The 18,053-nt window shown below is 56.4% G+C and carries 16 protein-coding genes and 1 pseudogene; 8 read left to right on the top strand and 9 right to left on the bottom strand.

All coding sequences use genetic code 11. The features are described from left to right. Positions 1 to 136 precede the first annotated feature (136 nt). Positions 137 to 1,042 (top strand): hypothetical protein, encoded by a 906-nt coding sequence (locus MME58_RS20100; RefSeq protein WP_055006404.1) that lies wholly within the window; start codon positions 137 to 139, stop codon positions 1,040 to 1,042. A gap of 52 nt (positions 1,043 to 1,094) precedes the next feature. Here MME58_RS20100 and MME58_RS20095 read toward each other — a convergent pair whose 3' ends face one another. Further along, complete coding sequence (locus MME58_RS20095) at positions 1,095 to 1,784, bottom strand: hypothetical protein (protein WP_055006403.1); 690 nt, start codon at positions 1,782 to 1,784, stop codon at positions 1,095 to 1,097. A 178-nt stretch (positions 1,785 to 1,962) separates the two neighbouring features. Beyond that, a pseudogene (locus MME58_RS27610) lies at positions 1,963 to 2,562 on the bottom strand (hypothetical protein); the annotation flags it as partial. Between the two features lie 908 nt (positions 2,563 to 3,470). Between MME58_RS27610 and MME58_RS20085 the strand changes: the two are divergent. Then, positions 3,471 to 3,809, top strand: coding sequence for a hypothetical protein (locus MME58_RS20085; protein ID WP_183139074.1), 339 nt, complete (start codon positions 3,471 to 3,473; stop codon positions 3,807 to 3,809). A 65-nt stretch (positions 3,810 to 3,874) separates the two neighbouring features. On the opposite strand, the gene MME58_RS20080 is transcribed toward MME58_RS20085, so the two are convergent. Next, complete coding sequence (locus tag MME58_RS20080) at positions 3,875 to 5,005, bottom strand: OpgC domain-containing protein (RefSeq protein ID WP_054988497.1); 1,131 nt, start codon at positions 5,003 to 5,005, stop codon at positions 3,875 to 3,877. Positions 5,006 to 5,299: 294 nt separating this feature from the next. Between MME58_RS20080 and MME58_RS20075 the strand changes: the two genes are divergently transcribed. From MME58_RS20075 to MME58_RS20065, 3 genes are all read left to right on the top strand, one after another. Further along, positions 5,300 to 5,581: a type B 50S ribosomal protein L31 gene (locus MME58_RS20075; protein WP_054988498.1), complete on the top strand. Its 282-nt coding sequence runs from the start codon at positions 5,300 to 5,302 to the stop codon at positions 5,579 to 5,581. Between the two features lie 151 nt (positions 5,582 to 5,732). Further along, on the top strand, positions 5,733 to 6,824 hold the full coding sequence (gene ddlA, locus MME58_RS20070; protein ID WP_055006401.1) for a D-alanine--D-alanine ligase: 1,092 nt from the start codon (positions 5,733 to 5,735) through the stop codon (positions 6,822 to 6,824). Beyond that, positions 6,821 to 7,231 (top strand): NUDIX hydrolase, encoded by a 411-nt coding sequence (locus tag MME58_RS20065; protein ID WP_055006400.1) that lies wholly within the window; start codon positions 6,821 to 6,823, stop codon positions 7,229 to 7,231. The genes ddlA and MME58_RS20065 overlap by 4 nt, the downstream gene beginning before the upstream one ends. Positions 7,232 to 7,271: 40 nt before the next feature. Here the strand turns inward: MME58_RS20065 and metR are convergent, their stop codons facing one another. Next, entirely contained in the window at positions 7,272 to 8,189 is a 918-nt protein-coding gene (metR, locus tag MME58_RS20060) for a transcriptional regulator MetR (protein WP_054988501.1), read from the bottom strand. Between the two features lie 106 nt (positions 8,190 to 8,295). Here metR and metE point away from each other — a divergent pair, with 106 nt between their 5' ends. From metE to MME58_RS20045, 3 genes are all read left to right on the top strand, one after another. Next, complete coding sequence (gene metE / locus MME58_RS20055) at positions 8,296 to 10,596, top strand: 5-methyltetrahydropteroyltriglutamate--homocysteine S-methyltransferase (protein ID WP_054988502.1); 2,301 nt, start codon at positions 8,296 to 8,298, stop codon at positions 10,594 to 10,596. Positions 10,597 to 10,777: 181 nt separating this feature from the next. After that, positions 10,778 to 11,770 carry an alpha/beta fold hydrolase gene (locus MME58_RS20050; RefSeq protein ID WP_082427520.1) on the top strand — a complete coding sequence of 331 codons (993 nt, stop codon included), beginning with the start codon at positions 10,778 to 10,780 and terminating at the stop codon, positions 11,768 to 11,770. Between the two features lie 69 nt (positions 11,771 to 11,839). Beyond that, complete coding sequence (locus tag MME58_RS20045) at positions 11,840 to 12,487, top strand: DsbA family oxidoreductase (RefSeq protein WP_054988503.1); 648 nt, start codon at positions 11,840 to 11,842, stop codon at positions 12,485 to 12,487. A gap of 76 nt (positions 12,488 to 12,563) precedes the next feature. Here the strand turns inward: MME58_RS20045 and aauR are convergent, their stop codons facing one another. Genes aauR through MME58_RS20020 form a run of 5 tightly spaced genes read right to left on the bottom strand, consistent with a single transcriptional unit; the run spans position 12,564 to position 18,017 of the window. Beyond that, a complete protein-coding gene (gene aauR, locus MME58_RS20040) occupies positions 12,564 to 13,892 on the bottom strand; it encodes a two-component response regulator AauR (RefSeq protein WP_054988504.1) in 1,329 nt (442 codons plus the stop codon). A gap of 10 nt (positions 13,893 to 13,902) precedes the next feature. Further along, positions 13,903 to 15,819 (bottom strand): two-component sensor histidine kinase AauS, encoded by a 1,917-nt coding sequence (aauS, locus tag MME58_RS20035; protein ID WP_055006399.1) that lies wholly within the window; start codon positions 15,817 to 15,819, stop codon positions 13,903 to 13,905. A gap of 55 nt (positions 15,820 to 15,874) precedes the next feature. After that, the gene (locus MME58_RS20030) at positions 15,875 to 16,609 is read right to left on the bottom strand and encodes an amino acid ABC transporter ATP-binding protein (protein WP_054987191.1); all 735 of its coding nucleotides are present in this window, start codon (positions 16,607 to 16,609) and stop codon (positions 15,875 to 15,877) included. Then, positions 16,606 to 17,274: an amino acid ABC transporter permease gene (locus MME58_RS20025; RefSeq protein ID WP_174518954.1), complete on the bottom strand. Its 669-nt coding sequence runs from the start codon at positions 17,272 to 17,274 to the stop codon at positions 16,606 to 16,608. The genes MME58_RS20030 and MME58_RS20025 overlap by 4 nt, the downstream gene beginning before the upstream one ends. Then, positions 17,271 to 18,017: an amino acid ABC transporter permease gene (locus tag MME58_RS20020; RefSeq protein WP_055006398.1), complete on the bottom strand. Its 747-nt coding sequence runs from the start codon at positions 18,015 to 18,017 to the stop codon at positions 17,271 to 17,273. The genes MME58_RS20025 and MME58_RS20020 overlap by 4 nt, the downstream gene beginning before the upstream one ends. Between the last annotated feature and the right edge of the window lie 36 nt (positions 18,018 to 18,053).

Genomic DNA, 18,053 nt, shown 5'->3' with positions numbered 1-18,053 from the left:
TATTATTGGTTGTTTGTAGGACGTTTCCGATAATTGTTTCAGCCGCTTGAACTTGAATTCAACAGGTGATTACGTCCGATTTTGTCAGTGGCAATGATGCCCTGCGTAATTAATCACTCTTCTCGAGATTAACAAGATGAAAAACAAGAAAAGCAAGGCAGGTCGTGCGTTTGTGTCTGGACTGCTATTGGCGATGTCTTATCACGCCTTGGCACAAGTAGATGTAGCTCCTGTTGCCGGTCATCAACCAACGACGCTGGAACAGGCTGTACAGAACCAAAGTCGTTCGACTCCTGTCGTGTTGTCGGACAAGATTCATCAGATCTCCAATACCTTGGAGAATACCTCGGCAGTTCATCAGTACAATTTCACCGCTGTGCGCGGCCAGAATGTGCTGATTACAACGCCGGATTCGGATTACGACCAGAAATGGAGGTTGGAGTATCAGGTGGATGGCGGGGTGTGGCAGCCCAAGCGTCATTCATCGGCGGAAAGAATCGAAGGGCTCAATCCCGGTTCACAGGTCAATATACGTATTGTCGCGACTGACGGTGCCAGGTTTGAGACTGCTGATTACAGCGTGGTGTTTGGCTCGTTTCCTCATATGCGCTATGAATTGCATCACGAGGAAGGCTTCAGGTTGATTCCATATGGTTTCACCAAACCCGCTTTTCTAGCGACTCAAGCCCTCACAGAAGCGATGCTGGAGGTTACGTTTACAGACAGCAAGGCTTTTCTGCTGGAGGGCGGTGTGTTTGATTTCGAACTTAATATCAAAAATCATCAGGCTAACGGGCAATATACCTCGGACAGTTCGGGGAAAATAATGCATCGGGTAACGTTTAAGCGCTGTGAGGGTGGCTTGCTCGCTGATAATTTTACTCACCTGAGTGAAAATGGACGGGAAACCTGGAGCACTCGTTACGAGCCAAAAAAATATTGGGCCAACAATAGGCTCGCTGAACAGCTGGCGGATAAGCCTCATGTATACAACTTGGGGTTGATCTGCAATCGTTGGCTGATCAACTGGTCGAGGAACTGATTTAAAGAAAACGCTCTGTCTGCGGTAGGCGGTGCAGAGCGTTTCCGGACTATCAGGCCTTTGTGTCGATCAAGTGTGTCGGATTTTTTTCTGCTTTTTCTTTGATCTGATTTATCCAGATTTCACTAGGGTCATCTTTTTTGCTGAGTGCTATTTTTCCAAGGTCGATGATGTTTTGAAAGTTTAGCAGGTCGAGTTTGTAGGTTCCTTTGAACGTGTCTGTGTCATGGTCAGCCAGCGTCATGAGGATTTTGGCATGAGTGATCGCACAATCCTTGAGTGGGGTTTTTTCGTTGATGGCGTCTGATAAATACTTGATTTCATTCGTGCCTAATTTATCGTCCAAGTCTATTATTTTAAGCTCGGCATCATCCCCTATCGTATAGCTGAAATTTTTGCCCGCCAGGTCAGGCCGCAACTCTATGAGTTCCGCTCTGAACTTCTGGTAAAAGCAGGATTGTAGTTCCGACATAAGTAATGCATCAACATTAAGGTGCTCTATATAAAGCTCTTTTGTCATCGGGCGAGTGACTTTTTTGGTCGGGTCTTTATCGTCGGTATGGTTGGAGGTGAATTGCAGCCATGGTTCTTCCACGCGCGTGTAGAAAGCATTTGCAAACTCTTCTTTTTCACTCAGTTTCGGTTTGGTCTCAGGCGATAGTGTTAGTGCTCCCATTGGGAGGGGTTTCGAGGGGCGCGACGGAGAAATTATAAAGTCAGAAGTAATAGTGCTAATGTGCATTTTCTGCTCCTTGCTGAATGAATGTGTCTTTCTTGTTATCGGTAAATGAACGAGATACTTGGGCTGATAAAGCTGTGGGAAAATTCCTAGTCACAGGCTTTGTGTGATCTGCGTCACGAACCAATGGCATGCCACTGGTTCTTCCGAGCGAAATATCAACGGCCTGTATTTGTATTCATCAAACGTGCACATCAACCAGAGGTTTTGGTTCTTCCTCACGTTTCGGCGCATTGCGCTCGATCTGGTAGATAATCGTGTCCATGAAATTGCCAATATGGTTGCGGCTGAAGATCTGTCCGTAGTCGATGACCTTGCTGTAACTCTCCAGATTGAGGGTGTGCTGGTTACCGAATTTTTCCGTGTAATGGTCGAGTAGCGTCATCACAATCTTTGCGTGCGCACGCAGATCCTCTTTCAGTTGTTGGCGTTCGTTCAGATTCTCGGTCAGGTACGTGAACTCTGCCGGGGTGAGTACCTCGTCCGGGTCGGTCACCTGAATGTCTTGATTGAAGCCCAGCGTGAAGCCGAAATGCTTTTTTGACAGATCCGTATTAAGGTAAAAAAGCTGCTGTTTGAAATCGTGGAAATTGTCGTACATACGACATATGGTTTCGTCAAAGGCTTTAATGTAGTTTTCCAGATACTCGCCTCGGATATCTTTTGCTTCCTTCTCAGACATTTTCTCTAAAATAGCGCGTCCTGCCTCCGACTTTTTGTAGCCTGCAAACCAGGGCGTTTCCTCGGTGGTATAGAATTCAGCGTTAGGGTCGCGCTGTTTTTTTGTTCTGGCTCTATAAGGAGCTTGTTCAAAGGGATCAAGGTCACCTCGTTTTTTTTATCAAACAGGGTTTGCCATTCTTGTGCAGAGATGTAATTAGGGTCGATATTCATTGTGTACCTGCTTTTTTTTAGTCAATTTACTAACGGCACGGACAGGAAAAGCTTGCGCTGAGAAGCTTGTAGGAATATTCCCAAGCTGCTGGGGTGGCAATTGTTTTGTAGGAAATTTCTTTATTTTTCGTTTTGCTATTGACCTTGTGATCGGACTTCTATTACGTCCTGTTTTATTTTTTTATAATATTAGGAGCGTTACATAAACAATCTCAAGGCAGCAAAGATTTTGGCATTCTAGTTGTGGGCATGCGCTTTACACACGCAAGCAATAGCACACGAAGTAGGGCGGGATATTTTAAATGGGCAGGCAAGGGAGGCGTAAGTTTTAGAGGGATTTGGCGAGGTTAAGGCGGGGGAGGCTGTAGAACCTAAATTTACTGAGCTGCCTGGCAAATTTATCTTATCAAGGATTCATTGGTAAGCGCAGCGGACAGTCACTATTACGGCTTCACAGCGTTGCGTGGGCAAAAGGTGTTGATTCAAGGGCATCTATCCGGATCTGCTCAGTTGGAAATTCATGATGGCGCTAAATGGAATATGCTCGCCAGTGGTCAGAAAATTGTGCTTTCTTCTTTGACGCTTGGGCAGGATGTAATTGTTCGTGTGTCTCATAACAAGTCCAGGCCTTTTGTACAAGGCTCTACCTATGGCCTGATATTAGGTTCGTTTCCAAAAGTCACTTATGCGCGCCTGCGAGATCAGCCATAGGGTATGTCAAGAATACCACCTGATGCGTCCACCTTGGGGCCGTTGTCTGCTCAGGGTATAAGCAATGTTATTCTGGAAGTCGATATGACGGACTCGACTGGAAAGCCTCTGGAAGGGGGCATCGCTTCATACTCAATCGATCTGCCAAAATCTGATAAATCCCATTTGGGTGGTTTTGTAAAGACTGACGCATCCGGTAAAGTCCGCACGGTAGTAGATATTGGTCGCTGTGTCGGCGGAAACGACGCAGATGTTTTTACCGAGAAAGGTAGAGGGACACATCTTTGGCGTACTCAATATTTTGAAGGCGATTGGATGGTGCACAATTTTTATGCTGGAGATACAGGCGCTGACGCACCTCATCCTGATAAAGGGCAAGTCGGACATATCTGTCATCAGAGACTGATCAAGAGTACTCCGTAAATAAACAGGTAAAGAAGACTGGCAAATGCGTTTTGCCAGTCTTTGCATTTGAAACTTTCCTTTCTCTACACGGCTACGGCGGCTTTATATCTTCCCAGCCGTTTATTCAACTCCAGCCCATTGGCCATCAGCATCATCAAGCCCAGCCCGACAATCGCGGTAGTGACCTGCATTGGCCGGGTATCGCCGGCCAGCGCATTTGCCATGTCAGCCAGTGGCGCGAGCAGTACGCCTAGGCAGAAGACTTCCAGCGAATAACGGCCCATGCGGCAGGTCTGGCGGGCGGGCCAGTTTTCCAGCCAGGTGCTTGAGGTGGGCAGCAGTCGGGCGACGACGTAGACCAAGGCGAGGAAGTGCAGCAGGCGCACGGGTGCCAGGTCGGTCTTGCTGATGGGGTACAGGGTTTCGAGGTGCAGGGTCGAGACCAGCGCGGTGTGCAGGTCGGGCCATTTCTCGCTGAAGGTCAGCATACCCGCGATCAGCACGTAGACGGCGGCCATCAGGAACCGCGGTTGTTGGCGTAACGGAGGACGTTCGGCTGGTGTGGCCGATTCGCTGCGCAATGCACAGGCACCGCCGAGGATGAACAGCAACTGCCAGGCCACAGGATTGAAGTACCACACGCCACCGCCTTCGTAGGCGCGCAGGTTCCAGCCGAACAACGGCACCATCAGGTATAGGGCAATCGACAGACCGACCGCCACTTCCAGCTTGCGCAGCATCAACGGCAAGGTCAGGGGCAGGGTCAGCAACAGCACGATATACAGCGGCAACGGGTCGGTCAGGTTCGGTTTGAAGCGCAGCAGCAGTTCATCGGCCAATGCCTGTTGCGGGTTGCCGACGAAGTATTCAAGGCCCATCTGCTGAACCATATCGCGGGTTTCGACGTGGTTGTTGGCGACGAAAACGATGCCCATCAGCAAAGTCAGCAGAAAGATGTGCACCACATACAGCACCCAGGTCCGGCGCAGGATCCGCACGCCAGCCACCAGCATGCCGTCGCGTCGGGCGATACGTCCGTAGGCCAGTATCGATGCGTAGCCCGCGAGGAAGACAAATATTTCCGCCGCGTCGCTGAAGCCGAAGTTACGTACGGTCAGTTGCGCGAGAGGATTGTCCGGCACGTGGTCCCAGAATATGAAGACCAGCGCCAGGCCGCGAAAGAAGTCGATTCGATGATCGCGTCCGTTATTCATAACGGTGGACTCTTGAAAGTGCTGATGAATAAAGATTGGCCACACGGGCTCAGGTTCCAGGCCAGCGACCAGTGACGTTCGGCGGCGCGGCAGGGTGCCGCTAATCGCGGGGAATTGCAAAGGCGCGCTATTACAGAATGTCTCTGGCGCGGCCCTTTGCGCGGCATCAGGCCGACAGCAGCCCTTGGTGCAGGTTCGATCAAGCGTGGCAATGGTGGCAATCAACAGCAATCATTCTCATCTTCTCTTGTGTTACTGTATAACGATTGCAGTCAACTCAACGGAGAGATACCCATGAAACCTGATATCCATCCTGCCTACCGTACTGTGCTGTTTCACGACACCGCTGCCGATGTCTACTTCCTCATCGGCTCCACTGTGGACACAGACCGCACGCAACAGCACAGCGACGGCAACACTTATCCTTATGTCGCACTCGACGTCTCCAGCGCCTCGCACCCGATGTACACCGGGCAGCAGCGCAAGACCACCAACGAAGGCCGGATCGCGGGTTTCAACAAGCGTTTCGCCACCTTCGGCTCTGGCGGCAAGAAAGAAACCGCAGCGGCTCAATGAGCCATCTGACCTCCCGGTCGTGGGCATTTCGTATGGATTGCCCACGACCGGGATTTTTTTGTCTGAATTTCAGGTGTGCGGCCAATCATCTACTGGACTAACAGCCAACATTGCTTTTATCTTCGCGGCCTGAAAAACAGGAGTAGCCGCTTTGAAAAAGTCAGTCGCCATCGTTTTCGGTGGGCAATCCAGCGAGCATGAGGTTTCGTTGCAATCGGCACGCAACGTGATCAATGCGATTGATCGTGAACGCTATGCGCTGACCTTGATCGGCGTCGACAAGCAGGGCCGCTGGCTGCGCTTCGACGAAGCCGATTACCTGCTCAATGCCACCGACCCTGCACGGATCAAACTGAGCGAGTCAGGCAAGCCATTGTCCTTGCTGCCTGGCAGCATCGGTGGCCAGTTCGTCGAGGTCGAGTCGGGCAAGCCGCTGGCAGCTATCGATGTGGTTTTTCCGCTGATCCACGGTGCTTTTGGCGAAGACGGCGCGCTGCAAGGGCTGTTGCGCATGCTTGCGGTCCCTTTTGTGGGCGCTGATTTGCTTGCCTCTGCGGCCTGCATGGATAAGGACGTGACCAAGCGCCTACTGCGTGATGCGGGAATTGCTGTCGCGCCGTTCATGGTGCTCACACGTGGTGACACCCTTTCGTTCGCCGAGGCGAGCGGGCAGTTAGGTTTGCCGATGTTCGTCAAGCCTGCCAACCAGGGTTCGTCAGTGGGCGTCAGCAAGGTCTGCGACGAGGCGGGTTTCGCTGCGGCGCTGGCGCTGGGCTTCGAGTTCGATCACAAGCTGCTGATCGAGCAGGGCATTGTCGGCCGGGAAGTGGAGTGCGCCGTGCTGGGCAATCTCGATGCTCAGGTCAGTGTCTGTGGCGAAGTCATTGCCAATGACGAATTCTATGCTTACGACACCAAATACCTGAACGGTGATCAGGCGCGCATTGCCATCCCCGCCGAGTTGCCGGACGATTTGAGCGATCAGGTACGTGACATCGCGTTGCAGGCTTACAAGATGTTGGGCTGCGCGGGGCTTTCGCGGGTCGATTTCTTCGTCACCGAAGGGCGCGACATCATCATCAACGAAGTCAACACGCTGCCGGGTTTCACCTCCATCAGCATGTACCCCAAGCTCTGGCAGGCCAGCGGTCTGTCGTATGCCGAACTGATCCATCGCCTGATCGTTCTGGCGCTGGAGCGGGCTGATCAGGCTCGGCTGCTGAAAACGGAAATCTTCGCATGAAGATCATCCGCATCGCGGCGGCGCTGCTGATCGGCGCAGACGGCCGTACCCTGCTGGTGCGCAAGCGCGGTACTCAGGCCTTCATGCAGCCGGGCGGCAAGATCGAGCCCGGTGAACCGGCGCCGCAGGCGCTGGCCAGGGAACTTGAAGAGGAACTCGGGTTGATCGTCGATCCGGCACAGGCGGTATTTCTCGGTGAGTTCACGGCCCCCGCCGCCAACGAGCCCGGTTTCGAGGTCAATTGCCAGTTGTATGAGGTCAGGACCGACGCTCAGGCAGTGCCTGGCGCCGAGATCGAAGAAGTGCTGTGGGTTGACGCGGACAGTCATGCGGATTTGCAACTGGCGCCGTTGACCCGCGATCTGATCCTGCCGCTGTATCTGAAGCGGCAGGCGGCATTGAGCTGAACGGCGCATTCGTCCTGCATTACGGTGCAGGACGATGCCGTCAGCGAACCACGCTCACGCCGTCCAGCGTCGAAAACGAGGTGTCCTTGGCGGTCAGCAGAAAATCACGCATGTAGGGTGCGTCGAGCATGTCGGCGCGAATGCCGGCGTATAGCGTCGCGAACAGCCCTTTCTCGCCCAGTCGCTTGGCCTTCACATAACCGCGTGAGCTGTACTCATGCAGTGCCCAGTGCGGCATGCCGCAGACCCCACGGCCGCTGGCGACCAGTTGCATCATCATCACCGTCAACTCTGATGTCCTTACCTGGGCCGGCTCGATGTCGGCTGGCTCTAGAAAACGCGTGAAGATGTCCAGCCGGTCGCGCTCTACCGGGTAAGTGATCAGCGTTTCAGTCAGCAAGTCCTCCGGGACGATGTACGGTTTGCTCGCCAGGGCATGCTGATTGGCCACCGCCAGCATCGCTTCATAGGTGAACAGCGGCACGTAAGTGATGCCGGGCAATTCCAGCGGGTCGGAAGTCACCACCAGATCCAGATCACCGCGTGCCAAGGCAGGCAGTGGCGCGAACGAGAAGCCGGAAGACAGGTCCAGCTCGACCTCCGGCCAGGCATCACGGAACTGGTCAATGGTCGGCATCAGCCATTGAAAGCAGCTGTGGCACTCAATTGCCATGTGCAGCCGGCCCGCCGTGCCACCCGCCAGGCGGGCGATGTCGCGCTCGGCACTGCGCAGTTGCGGCAACATGGAGTCGGCCAGTTGCAACAGGCGCAAACCGGCGCTGGTAAACCGTACCGGCTTGGTCTTGCGCACAAACAGCGGCATACCCATGCGCTCTTCCAGCTCCTTGAACTGGTGGGACAGTGCCGACTGCGTCAGGTGCAGGCGCTCGGCAGCTTCCACAAGGCTATCGGCCTCGCGTAGGGCGTGCAGGGTTTTGAGGTGGCGTATTTCAAGCACCGTCAACGCTCCATGAATAAAATTTGTGGCCATCACGAAAACAATGAGTTTGTCTCATGTTGTGCCGCCTGTCGACAATAGCGCCATCTTTTATGGAGGACGCATTATGGCTCTGGCCCACAACCTTGGATTTCCGCGCATCGGCGCAGATCGTGAATTGAAAAAAGCTCTGGAAGCCTGCTGGAAGGGCGATCTTGATCAGGCTGGCTTGCGCACCGTTGGACGTCAGCTACGCGCAACCCACTGGCAGGTACAAAAAGACGCCGGTATCGAGCTACTGCCGGTTGGCGACTTCGCCTGGTACGACCAGGTGCTGACGCAGTCGCTGATGCTCGGGGTCATTCCCGAACGCTTTTCCCACCTGAGTAACGCCGCGGGATTGCCCACGCTGGACACCCTGTTTGCCATGGCGCGCGGTGCAAGCAACTGCTGCGGCGCGTCTCATGGCAAGACGCAGCATGCTCAGGAATTGACCAAGTGGTTTGACACCAACTACCACTATTTGGTCCCGGAGTTCAGTCGGGACCAGCGTTTCCAGCTGAGTTGGGAGCAACTGTTCGAAGAGGTCGATGAAGCGCATGCGCTCGGCCATCAGGTCAAGCCGGTACTCATAGGGCCATTGACTTACCTGTGGCTGGGCAAAGCCAAAGGCGACAGTTTCGACAGGCTTGAACTGCTGGATCGGTTGTTGCCCGTGTATGGCGAGATTCTCGGGCGTCTGGCGGCACAAGGTGTGGAGTGGGTACAGATCGACGAGCCGATCCTGACGCTGGACCTGCCGCTGGAGTGGAAAACCGCATTCGAACGCGCCTATCACAGCCTGCAATATTCGCCGCTGAAAAAGCTGATCGCCACCTACTTCGGCGGTCTTGAAGATAACCTGGGTCTGGCTGCCACGCTGCCGGTGGACGGTCTGCATATCGACCTGGTACGTGCGCCGGAGCAACTGCCAACTGTGCTTGATCGCCTGCCGTCCTATAAGGTGTTGTCGCTTGGCGTGGTCAATGGTCGTAATGTCTGGCGCTGTGATCTGGAGGCTGCGCGGACAGCCTTGCAGCAGGCTCATGTACGCTTTGGCAATAACCTCTGGGTCGCCGCGTCCTGCTCGCTGTTGCACAGCCCCGTCGACCTGAGCCGTGAAGACCGGCTGGACCCGGAACTGAAAGGCTGGCTGGCATTCGCGGTGCAGAAAAGCGAAGAAATCGCCATTCTCAGCCAGGCGCTGAACGACCCTCAGACTGCCCAAGTGGTTGAAGCGCTGGCAAAGAGCAGCGAGATCCAGGCAAACCGTGCGCGCTCATCGCGCATTCACAACCCCCAGGTGCAAGCGCGTCTGGCGTCTGTGACCGCCGCCGATCATCAACGTCGATCTGCTTTCCCCGAGCGCATCAAGGTGCAGCGTGAACGCCTGCAACTCCCAGCATTTCCGACCACCACTATCGGCTCTTTCCCTCAAACGTCGGCGATTCGTCTGGCGCGACAGGCTTATAAGCAAGGCAAACTGTCGCTCAATGACTACACCGACGCCATGCGCCACGAAATCCGTCATGCGGTACAGATTCAGGAGAATCTCGGCCTGGATGTGCTGGTACACGGCGAAGCCGAGCGCAATGACATGGTCGAATACTTTGCCGAGCAACTGGATGGCTATCTGTTTACCCGTTTTGGCTGGGTGCAGAGCTATGGTTCGCGTTGTGTAAAACCGGCGGTTATCTTTGGCGACCTCAGCCGTCCCGGGCCGATGACTGTCGACTGGATTCGTTACGCGCAAAGCCTTACCGACAAGACGCTGAAGGGCATGCTGACTGGCCCGGTAACGATGCTGATGTGGTCCTTCCCGCGCGAAGACGTCTCGCGCGAAGTGCAGGCGCAACAACTGGCTCTGGCGATTCGTGACGAGGTGCTAGATCTTGAGCGAGCGGGGATAAAGATCGTACAGATTGACGAGGCAGCCTTTCGCGAAGGGTTGCCGCTGCGCAAGGCGCATTGGCAGGCGTATCTGGATTGGGCGGTCGCTGCGTTTCGCCTCTGTGCCTGCGGTGTTCGGGACGAGACCCAGATCCACACGCACATGTGCTACAGCGAGTTCAATGACGTGATCAAGTCCATTGCCGCCATGGACGCCGACGTGATCACCATTGAAACCTCACGGTCGGACATGGAGCTGCTGGATGCGTTTGAAGCGTTCGACTATCCGAACGACATCGGCCCTGGCGTTTACGATATCCATTCGCCACGTGTTCCGGAAACAGCCGAAATAGTCGGCCTGATCGCCAAGGCTGCCCGACGCATTCCTGCCGAGCGACTGTGGGTCAACCCGGACTGCGGCCTCAAGACCCGAGGCTGGGCGGAAACCGAAGCCGCATTGGTCAACATGGTCGCAGCCGCTAGACAACTGAGGCTTTAAGGCTGATTCAGGCCCAAGGTTGCAAGCGGGCACGCCAGCTGGTCGATTGAGGCTGGCGGCGTGCAACTGATTCCCTACCACTCAGCGCCATTCATCAAATTGTCACGAAAGTGTGGCAGCGCGCCTGGCGAAACATCATCAGACTCGCGGCCTACTGGGGATCTGTTTTTTGGTGTTTTTCATGCGGGTTTTAATTTTTCTGGCCGCGCTTCTGTGCGGCTTGCCGTCTTTTGCGGCCGATCGTTGTGATGTCGATGTTCCTGTACAGATGGCTGACCTCAAGGAGGTGCGGATTGCCTATCAAAGTATTGGCAGCGAGTCCGACCCCGCCTTGTTGTTGGTGATGGGGCTGGGTGGGCAGTTGATTCATTGGCCGGATGAAGTGGTGGTCGCGCTATGTCAGCAGGGCTACCGGGTGATTCGCTATGACAATCGCGATGTAGGCCTGTCGTCGTGGGTGCAACAACCCGCCGAGGCCAATCTGACGTTTGAAGTGCTGCGCTATAAGCTTGGCCTGCCAGTCTCGGCACCTTATTCGCTGACCGATATGGCTGATGATGCCTTGGGCTTGATGGATGCGTTGCAGGTCCGTCAGTTTCACGTGCTGGGGGCAAGCATGGGCGGCATGATTGCCCAGCATCTGGCCGATCTGGCACCCTCGCGGGTTGAAAGCCTGACGCTGATCATGACCAGCTCCGGAGCCCAGGGCTTGCCTATGCCCAGCGCGGCACTGATGCAACTGTTGGCGCGCCGCGGTGCGCCAAACCGGGAAATGGCGATCGAGCAGCAGGCTGACCTGCTTGCGGCGCTTGGCAGCCCGCAGGTCAAGGATGATCGCAGGCAACTGCTGCACCAGGCTGCTGTGTCCTATGACCGGGCCTTCAATCCCGAGGGTGTCAAGCGTCAGATCATGGCTATTCTGGCCGAGCCAAGCCGTGTGGAGTTGCTCAACCGCTTGCGTCTGCCGGTGCTGGTGGTGCACGGCACGGCTGATCCGTTGCTGCCGGTCATGCACGGTGTGCATGTGGCCGCGCATATCCAGGGCAGCCAGCTGCGCCTGATTCCGGGGTTGGCACACCGTTTTCAGGAAGCCTTCAAGGCACCATTGCTCGGGGCGGTGCTGCCGTACCTGAAAGCTCAGCACGAAGATGGCAGAAGCCTGGCTCAGTTGTGAGGCCGGGCCGGTTGTAAGGCACTGACAGAGGTGTATCGTATGGCCTTTGTTTATTGAGCGAGGGTCGGCATGACAACTGCACTGAAGATCGACTTCATCTCCGATGTTTCCTGCCCTTGGTGCGTCATCGGCCTGCGTGCGCTGGATCAGGCGCTGGAGGCGCTGGGTGATGAAGTGCAAGCGCACATCCACTTCCAGCCTTTCGAGTTGAACCCGAACATGCCTGCCGAAGGGCAGGACATCAAAGAGCACATCGCCGAAAAATATGGCTCTACGCCAGAACAGATCGAAGCCATTCACGAGACGATTCGTGAGCGCGGTGCTGAGCTGGGCTTCACCTTTGCCAAGGGCGAGCGACGTATCTACAACACGTTCGATGCTCACCGCCTGTTGCACTGGGCCGAGCAGCAAGGCAGGCAGCACGCCTTGAAGCAGGCACTGTTCGACGCCTATTTCAGCGACCTTAAAGACCCGTCCAGTCACCAGGCCTTGGCAGACGTGGCGCAGAAGGTCGGCCTGGACCGTTTGCGGGCTCAGGCCATCCTGGACAGCGGTGAGTATACTGCCGAGGTCCGCGAAGCCGAACAACTCTGGACATCCCGCGGTATTACTTCGGTGCCGACCATGGTCTTCAACGACCAGTACGCCGTATCGGGCGGTCAGCCGGTCGAGGTATTCGTCAGCGCGATCCGCCAGATTGTCGGTGAATCGCAGTAACGTACTGCCTGTGCAGGATCGGACGCAGAGCGCCCGCAAAGGCATGCCCACGCACACTCAAGAGCGGACGCAGTGCTCAAAGCCCGTATTTCTTGACCTTGTCAAACAACGTGGTCTTGGCCATGCCCAGTTCCTGACTGGCCTGGCTGAGGTTGCCGCCGCTGCGTTGCAAGGCTTCGCTGAGCAATGATCGTTCGAAGGCTTCAACCGCTTCGGCAAACCCCAGGCTTTCATTTTCACTGACCGTGCCTGTCTGCTTGAACGCGGGCAGACCCAGGGCAAAGCGCTCGGCGACGTTGCGCAGTTCCCGTACATTGCCCGGCCAGTCGTGGCTCATCAGGTTCGAACTGGTTTGCCGGTCCAGCAATGGCGGCTCGCGGTCAAAGCGCAGCGACGACAACTGCAGGAAGTGTTCGAACAATTGCAGAATGTCTTCACGGCGCTCACGCAATGGCGGCAGTTCCAGCGTGACGACGTTCAGGCGGTAGTACAGGTCGCTGCGAAACTGATTGGTCTTGCTCAGGGCATTAAGGTCGGACTTGGTCGCCGCAATGACTCGGCAATCCACGGCAACGGTCTGATTGGAGCCAAGCCGTTCAAGGGTTCGCTCCTGAAGGACGCGCAACAACTTGATCTGCAGATTGACCGGCATGCTTTCCACTTCATCGAGAAACAGCGTGCCATTGTGGGCGTGTTCTATTTTGCCGATGCGCCGTTTGCCTGCGCCGGTAAAGGCATTGGCTTCGTGCCCGAAGATCTCCGACTCGAACAGGCTTTCTGCCAGCCCGCCGCAATTGAGGGCTACGAACTGGCTGTCCTTGCGCCGACTGAAGTCATGCAGGCAGCGCGCGACGAGCTCCTTGCCAGTACCGGTCTCGCCTTCGATAAGCACATTGGCGGAGGTGTCGGCGACATTGGCAATCAATGCACGCAGGTTTTGCATTGCGGGAGAGCGGCCGATTATCCGGCCTTCCAGCGAATCGCGTTCGGCCAGTTGCTTGCGCAACGCCCAGACTTCCCTGGCCAGCCCGCGCTGCTCGAGCGCGCGTCGGGTTACGTCGACCAGACGCTCGGGAGAAAAGGGTTTCTCCATGAAATCGTAAGCACCATCGCGCATTGCATTGACGGCCATGGTGATGTCGCCATGACCGGTGATCAGCACGACCGGCAGGCTGCTGTCACGAGCCTTGAGACGGCTAAGCAACTCAAGGCCGTCGATACCCGGCAAACGGATGTCACTGATGACGATACCGGCAAAATTGTCACCGATGCGCTTCAGAGCATCTTCGGCGCTGGCTACGCCTTCGCTGGCAATGTCTTCCAGCGCGAGGGCTTGCTGGCAGCCGAGCAATACATGCGGGTCGTCTTCGACGATCAGGACGGTCAGGTCGCTGTTTATGCTCATGGGTGTCGTCTCATGTCAGTCCACCCGGGCCAGGTGCAGTCGGGGAATCGGGGACAAACGGCAGGCTCAGGACAAACACTGTGCCGCCGTCACCCGGATGCTCGGCGCTCAGATTGCCCCCGGCTGCGGCGGCAAGGCTCGCCGACAGTGTCAAGCCCAGCCCCAGGCCTTGCTCGCCTGGTTTGGTGGTGAAAAAAGGTTCGAACAGGTGCTTGCGCGCTTCGGCGCCGACGCCGTGTCCGTTATCTCGCACCCGCAGGCGATAACGGCCGTCTTCGATCGATCCGGCGAGCCACAACTCGGGCTGCGGCTGGTCGAACATGGCATCCAGCGCATTGCCGATAAGATTGACCAGGATCTGCTCCAGCCGGGTCTGGTCGATGGTCAGGGTGGCGTCGACGAAATGTCGATGCAGCGTCAGACCGGATTGCTCCAGACGCACGCTCAGCAACTGTACCGCCGCGTCGACGGCCTTGCTCAGTTGCGCCAGGCCCTGATCGTCGCCGCGCCGGGCGAATGCGCGCAGGCTGGCAGTGATCCGCCCCATACGGTCGACCAGATCATTGATGGTGCGCAGGTTGGCGCTGGCAGTGTCCAGCGCACCTCGCTCCAGAAATCGCACGGTATTGCCGGACAAGGTGCGCAATGCTGCCAGAGGCTGGTTCAGTTCATGAGCGATGCTGGTCGACATCTGACCGATGGCAGCCAGCTTTCCAGCCTGTACCAGCTCGTCCTGGGCTCGGCGCAAAGTGTCTTCGGCCTGTCTTCGTTCGCGGATCTGCGCCTTGAGGCGTTCGTTGCTGGCACGAAGGTGTTCGGTACGTTCGGCGATCTTGCGTTCCAGCTCATTGTTCGCCGCCTGCAGCGCCTCTCTGGCGGCAAGCCGGGTCGAGATCACCTTGCGTCGCTCGTTCCAGGCAATCAGCAGAAAGGTCACCAGCGCGCAGGCCACGGCCACCAGCATGCCCTGATTCGCCGCTTCACGGCGCAGGTCTTCCAGGGGCGTAAGCAGTGTCAGGTGCCAGGATGTGTCGCTCAGCGGCCGGCTCTGGGCCAGATAACTGACTTGCTTGTGTTCCCGGTCAACACTGACGTTGGCCGGAAAGACAAGCTTTTCGACGCCATCGGACAGTGTTTCCCGTTCCAGTGGTACCAGCTCGTTGAGCGGCCACCAGTAGTATTGCAGACTGCGGGCCAGGCGCTCCTTGACCGCCGGGGTCAGTGGGCGCACTGATTTCAGACGGCGAGCAGGGTCGCTGGAAAGAATGATGATGCCGTTCTCGTCGCTTACGAAGGCCTCCAGACGCGCCCGTTGCCAGCGTTCTTCCAGTGCTTCCAGGCGCACCTTGATCACCGCGACACCGATGATCATGCCTTTGTCTTCCAGGCCGTGAGCAAGGTAGTACCCCGATTCGCCTGTGGTGGTGCCGATGCCGTAAAAGCGGCCGGGCAGGCCGCGCACGGCGTCCTGAAAATAGGCGCGGAAGGAAAGGTCCTCGCCTTGATAGCTGTCGGAGTCGCGCCAGTTGCTGGTGGCCAGTACCCGACCGGTGGTGTCCATCACATAAATGGCTCGGCTGCCACTGCGTCGGTTCATCCCTTCCAGGTAGCGGTTGACCTGCTGTTGAAGCTCGGGACTCGGCTTGTTCAGCAGTTGCGAAACGCTGGATTCAAGCTCCAGAACGCTGGGCAGGTAGGTGTATTTGCTGATTTCGCTCTCGACCGTGCGAGCGTGCAGCTCCAGCTGGCGTTCACCTGTCTCGCGCAAACTCTTGATGCCGCTGTGTTCACTGATCAGGTAGGCGACATAGCCCAGCCCGATCATCAGCATGAGGATCAGCGGTGGCAAAAACAGTTGGCGGATCAGACGGGGTTTCACGGCGAGTGATGGCGGCGCGGCGCGATACAGAGTGGAGTCGCATTTCATCACAGTCATCCTGAACCGAACAGCTGCCCGCGAAAGCGCGGGCAGCCGGCACTGTCTAGTGCTGGAGAATCTTGGCGAGAAATTGCTGGGCGCGTTCCGAGCGTGCGCTGACGTCGCCGAAGAATTCTTCTTTCGCACAGTCTTCGACGATCTGGCCCTTGTCCATGAAAATCACTCGATTGGCCACCTTGCGAGCGAAGCCCATTTCGTGGGTCACGCACATCATGGTCATGCCTTCGTGTGCCAGTTGAACCATGACGTCGAGCACTTCATTGACCATTTCCGGGTCCAGTGCGGAAGTGGGTTCGTCGAACAGCATGACCACCGGGTCCATCGCCAGTGCGCGAGCAATGGCGACACGCTGTTGCTGACCACCGGAAAGCTGGCCAGGGTGCTTGTGGGCGTGCTCGGAGAGGCCCACCCGGTCGAGCAGTTTCAGGCCTTTCTCGGTCGCTTCGGCCTTGCTGCGGCCCAGCACCTTGATCTGCGCGATGGTCAGGTTTTCAACAATGCTCAGGTGCGGGAACAGTTCGAAATGCTGAAACACCATGCCGACCCGCGAGCGCAGTTTCGGCAGGTTGGTTTTCGAATCGGAAATTGATGTGCCGTCGACGACAATATTGCCTTTCTGAAACGGTTCCAGGGCGTTCACGCATTTGATCAGGGTCGATTTGCCGGAGCCGGACGGCCCGCACACCACAACCACTTCACCTTTGCTGACCTCGGTGCTGCAATCGGTCAGTACCTGGAAATCGCCATACCACTTGTTGACGTTTTTGATGGAAATCATACGGCAAACCTTTTTTGCAGACGCTTCACCAGCAGCGAGGCGGCGAAGCTGATCGTGAAATACACCAGACCGGCAATGATCAGGAACTCGTTTGCGCGGCCGATGATGTCGCCGCTGGAGCGCGATGCGTTGAGAAAGTCCACAAGGCCCACGGTGTACACCAGAGAGGTGTCCTGGAACAGAATGATGCTCTGTTGCAGCAACAGCGGGGTCATCTTGCGAAACGCCTGAGGCAGGATGATCAATCGCATCATCTGCGAGTAGTTCATGCCCAGCGCCTGGGCTGCACCCATTTGTCCCTTGGAGATCGACTGTACACCGGCACGGACGATTTCGCAGAAGTACGCGGCTTCGAACATCATGAAGGCCACGACACAGGAGGCGAACGCCCCGATCGGCGTGTCTTCACCGGTAATCCAGCGCAACACGAATGGCACTGCGAGGTAGAACCAGGTGATCACCAGCAGCAGCGGGATCGAACGGAAGTAGTTCACGTAGGCACCAGCCACATTGGCCAGCCATTTGTTCGATGACAGACGCATCAGTGCCAGCAGGGTGCCGAGCACCAGGCCGCCAACGACGCCCATCGCCATCAGCTTCAAGGTCATGAGCATGCCGTTCCACAGGCCGGGAATGGCTGGAACGATTCCAGTGAAGTCCATTATTTGCCCCCCAGCGAGATGAGTCCGGGCACGGCGACTTTCTTCTCGACCATGCGCATCAGCAGCATCAGGCTCATGTTCAGCGTGAAGTAGATGAGGGTTGCGAGCGTGAAGGCTTCAAACAGGTTGGCGGAAAACTCGGCGGTCTGTTTGGTCTGTGCAAGCAGCTCCATCAGGCCGATCAGCGACGCTACCGATGAGTTCTTGAACACGTTCAGAAATTCGGAAGTAAGCGGCGGAATGATGATCCGGTAAGCCTGCGGCAACAGCACGTTCCAGTAGATCTGCGGCAGTTTGAAACCCATGGCACGTGCGGCCGATTCCTGGCCTTTTGGCAATGCTTCAATGCCGGTACGTACCTGTTCGCAGACCCGGGCAGCGGTAAACAGTCCCAGGCAGACCACCACGCTCAAGAACGCAGAGGTGGTCGGGTTGAGGTCCTGCTTGTACCACTCCTGAAGGTTTTCCGGCAGCAGGTCGGGCACCAGGAAGTACCAGATGAACAGCTGCACCAGCAGTGGCACGTTACGAAAAATTTCCACGTATACCGTGGCGATACCCGATACCAGACGGCTGGGTACAGTGCGCATGACGCCCAGTACCGAACCCAGTATCAAGGCAATGATCCAGGCAACTACAGCGATGGCGATGGTCCAGCCCAGACCGGAGATGAACCAGTCCAGATAAGTCTCACTGCCGACGCCGGTGGACTTGAAGAACACGCCCCAGTCCCAGTTGTAATTCATCAGGGTCTCCCCCTCTTCTTGTTGCTATCGAAATGC

This window comes from Pseudomonas syringae pv. tagetis (genome assembly GCF_022557255.1).
Classification (GTDB): Bacteria; Pseudomonadota; Gammaproteobacteria; order Pseudomonadales; family Pseudomonadaceae; genus Aquipseudomonas; species Aquipseudomonas caricapapayae.
Note: the sequence above shows the minus strand (reverse complement) of the source record. Positions and strands in the feature narration are given on the sequence as shown.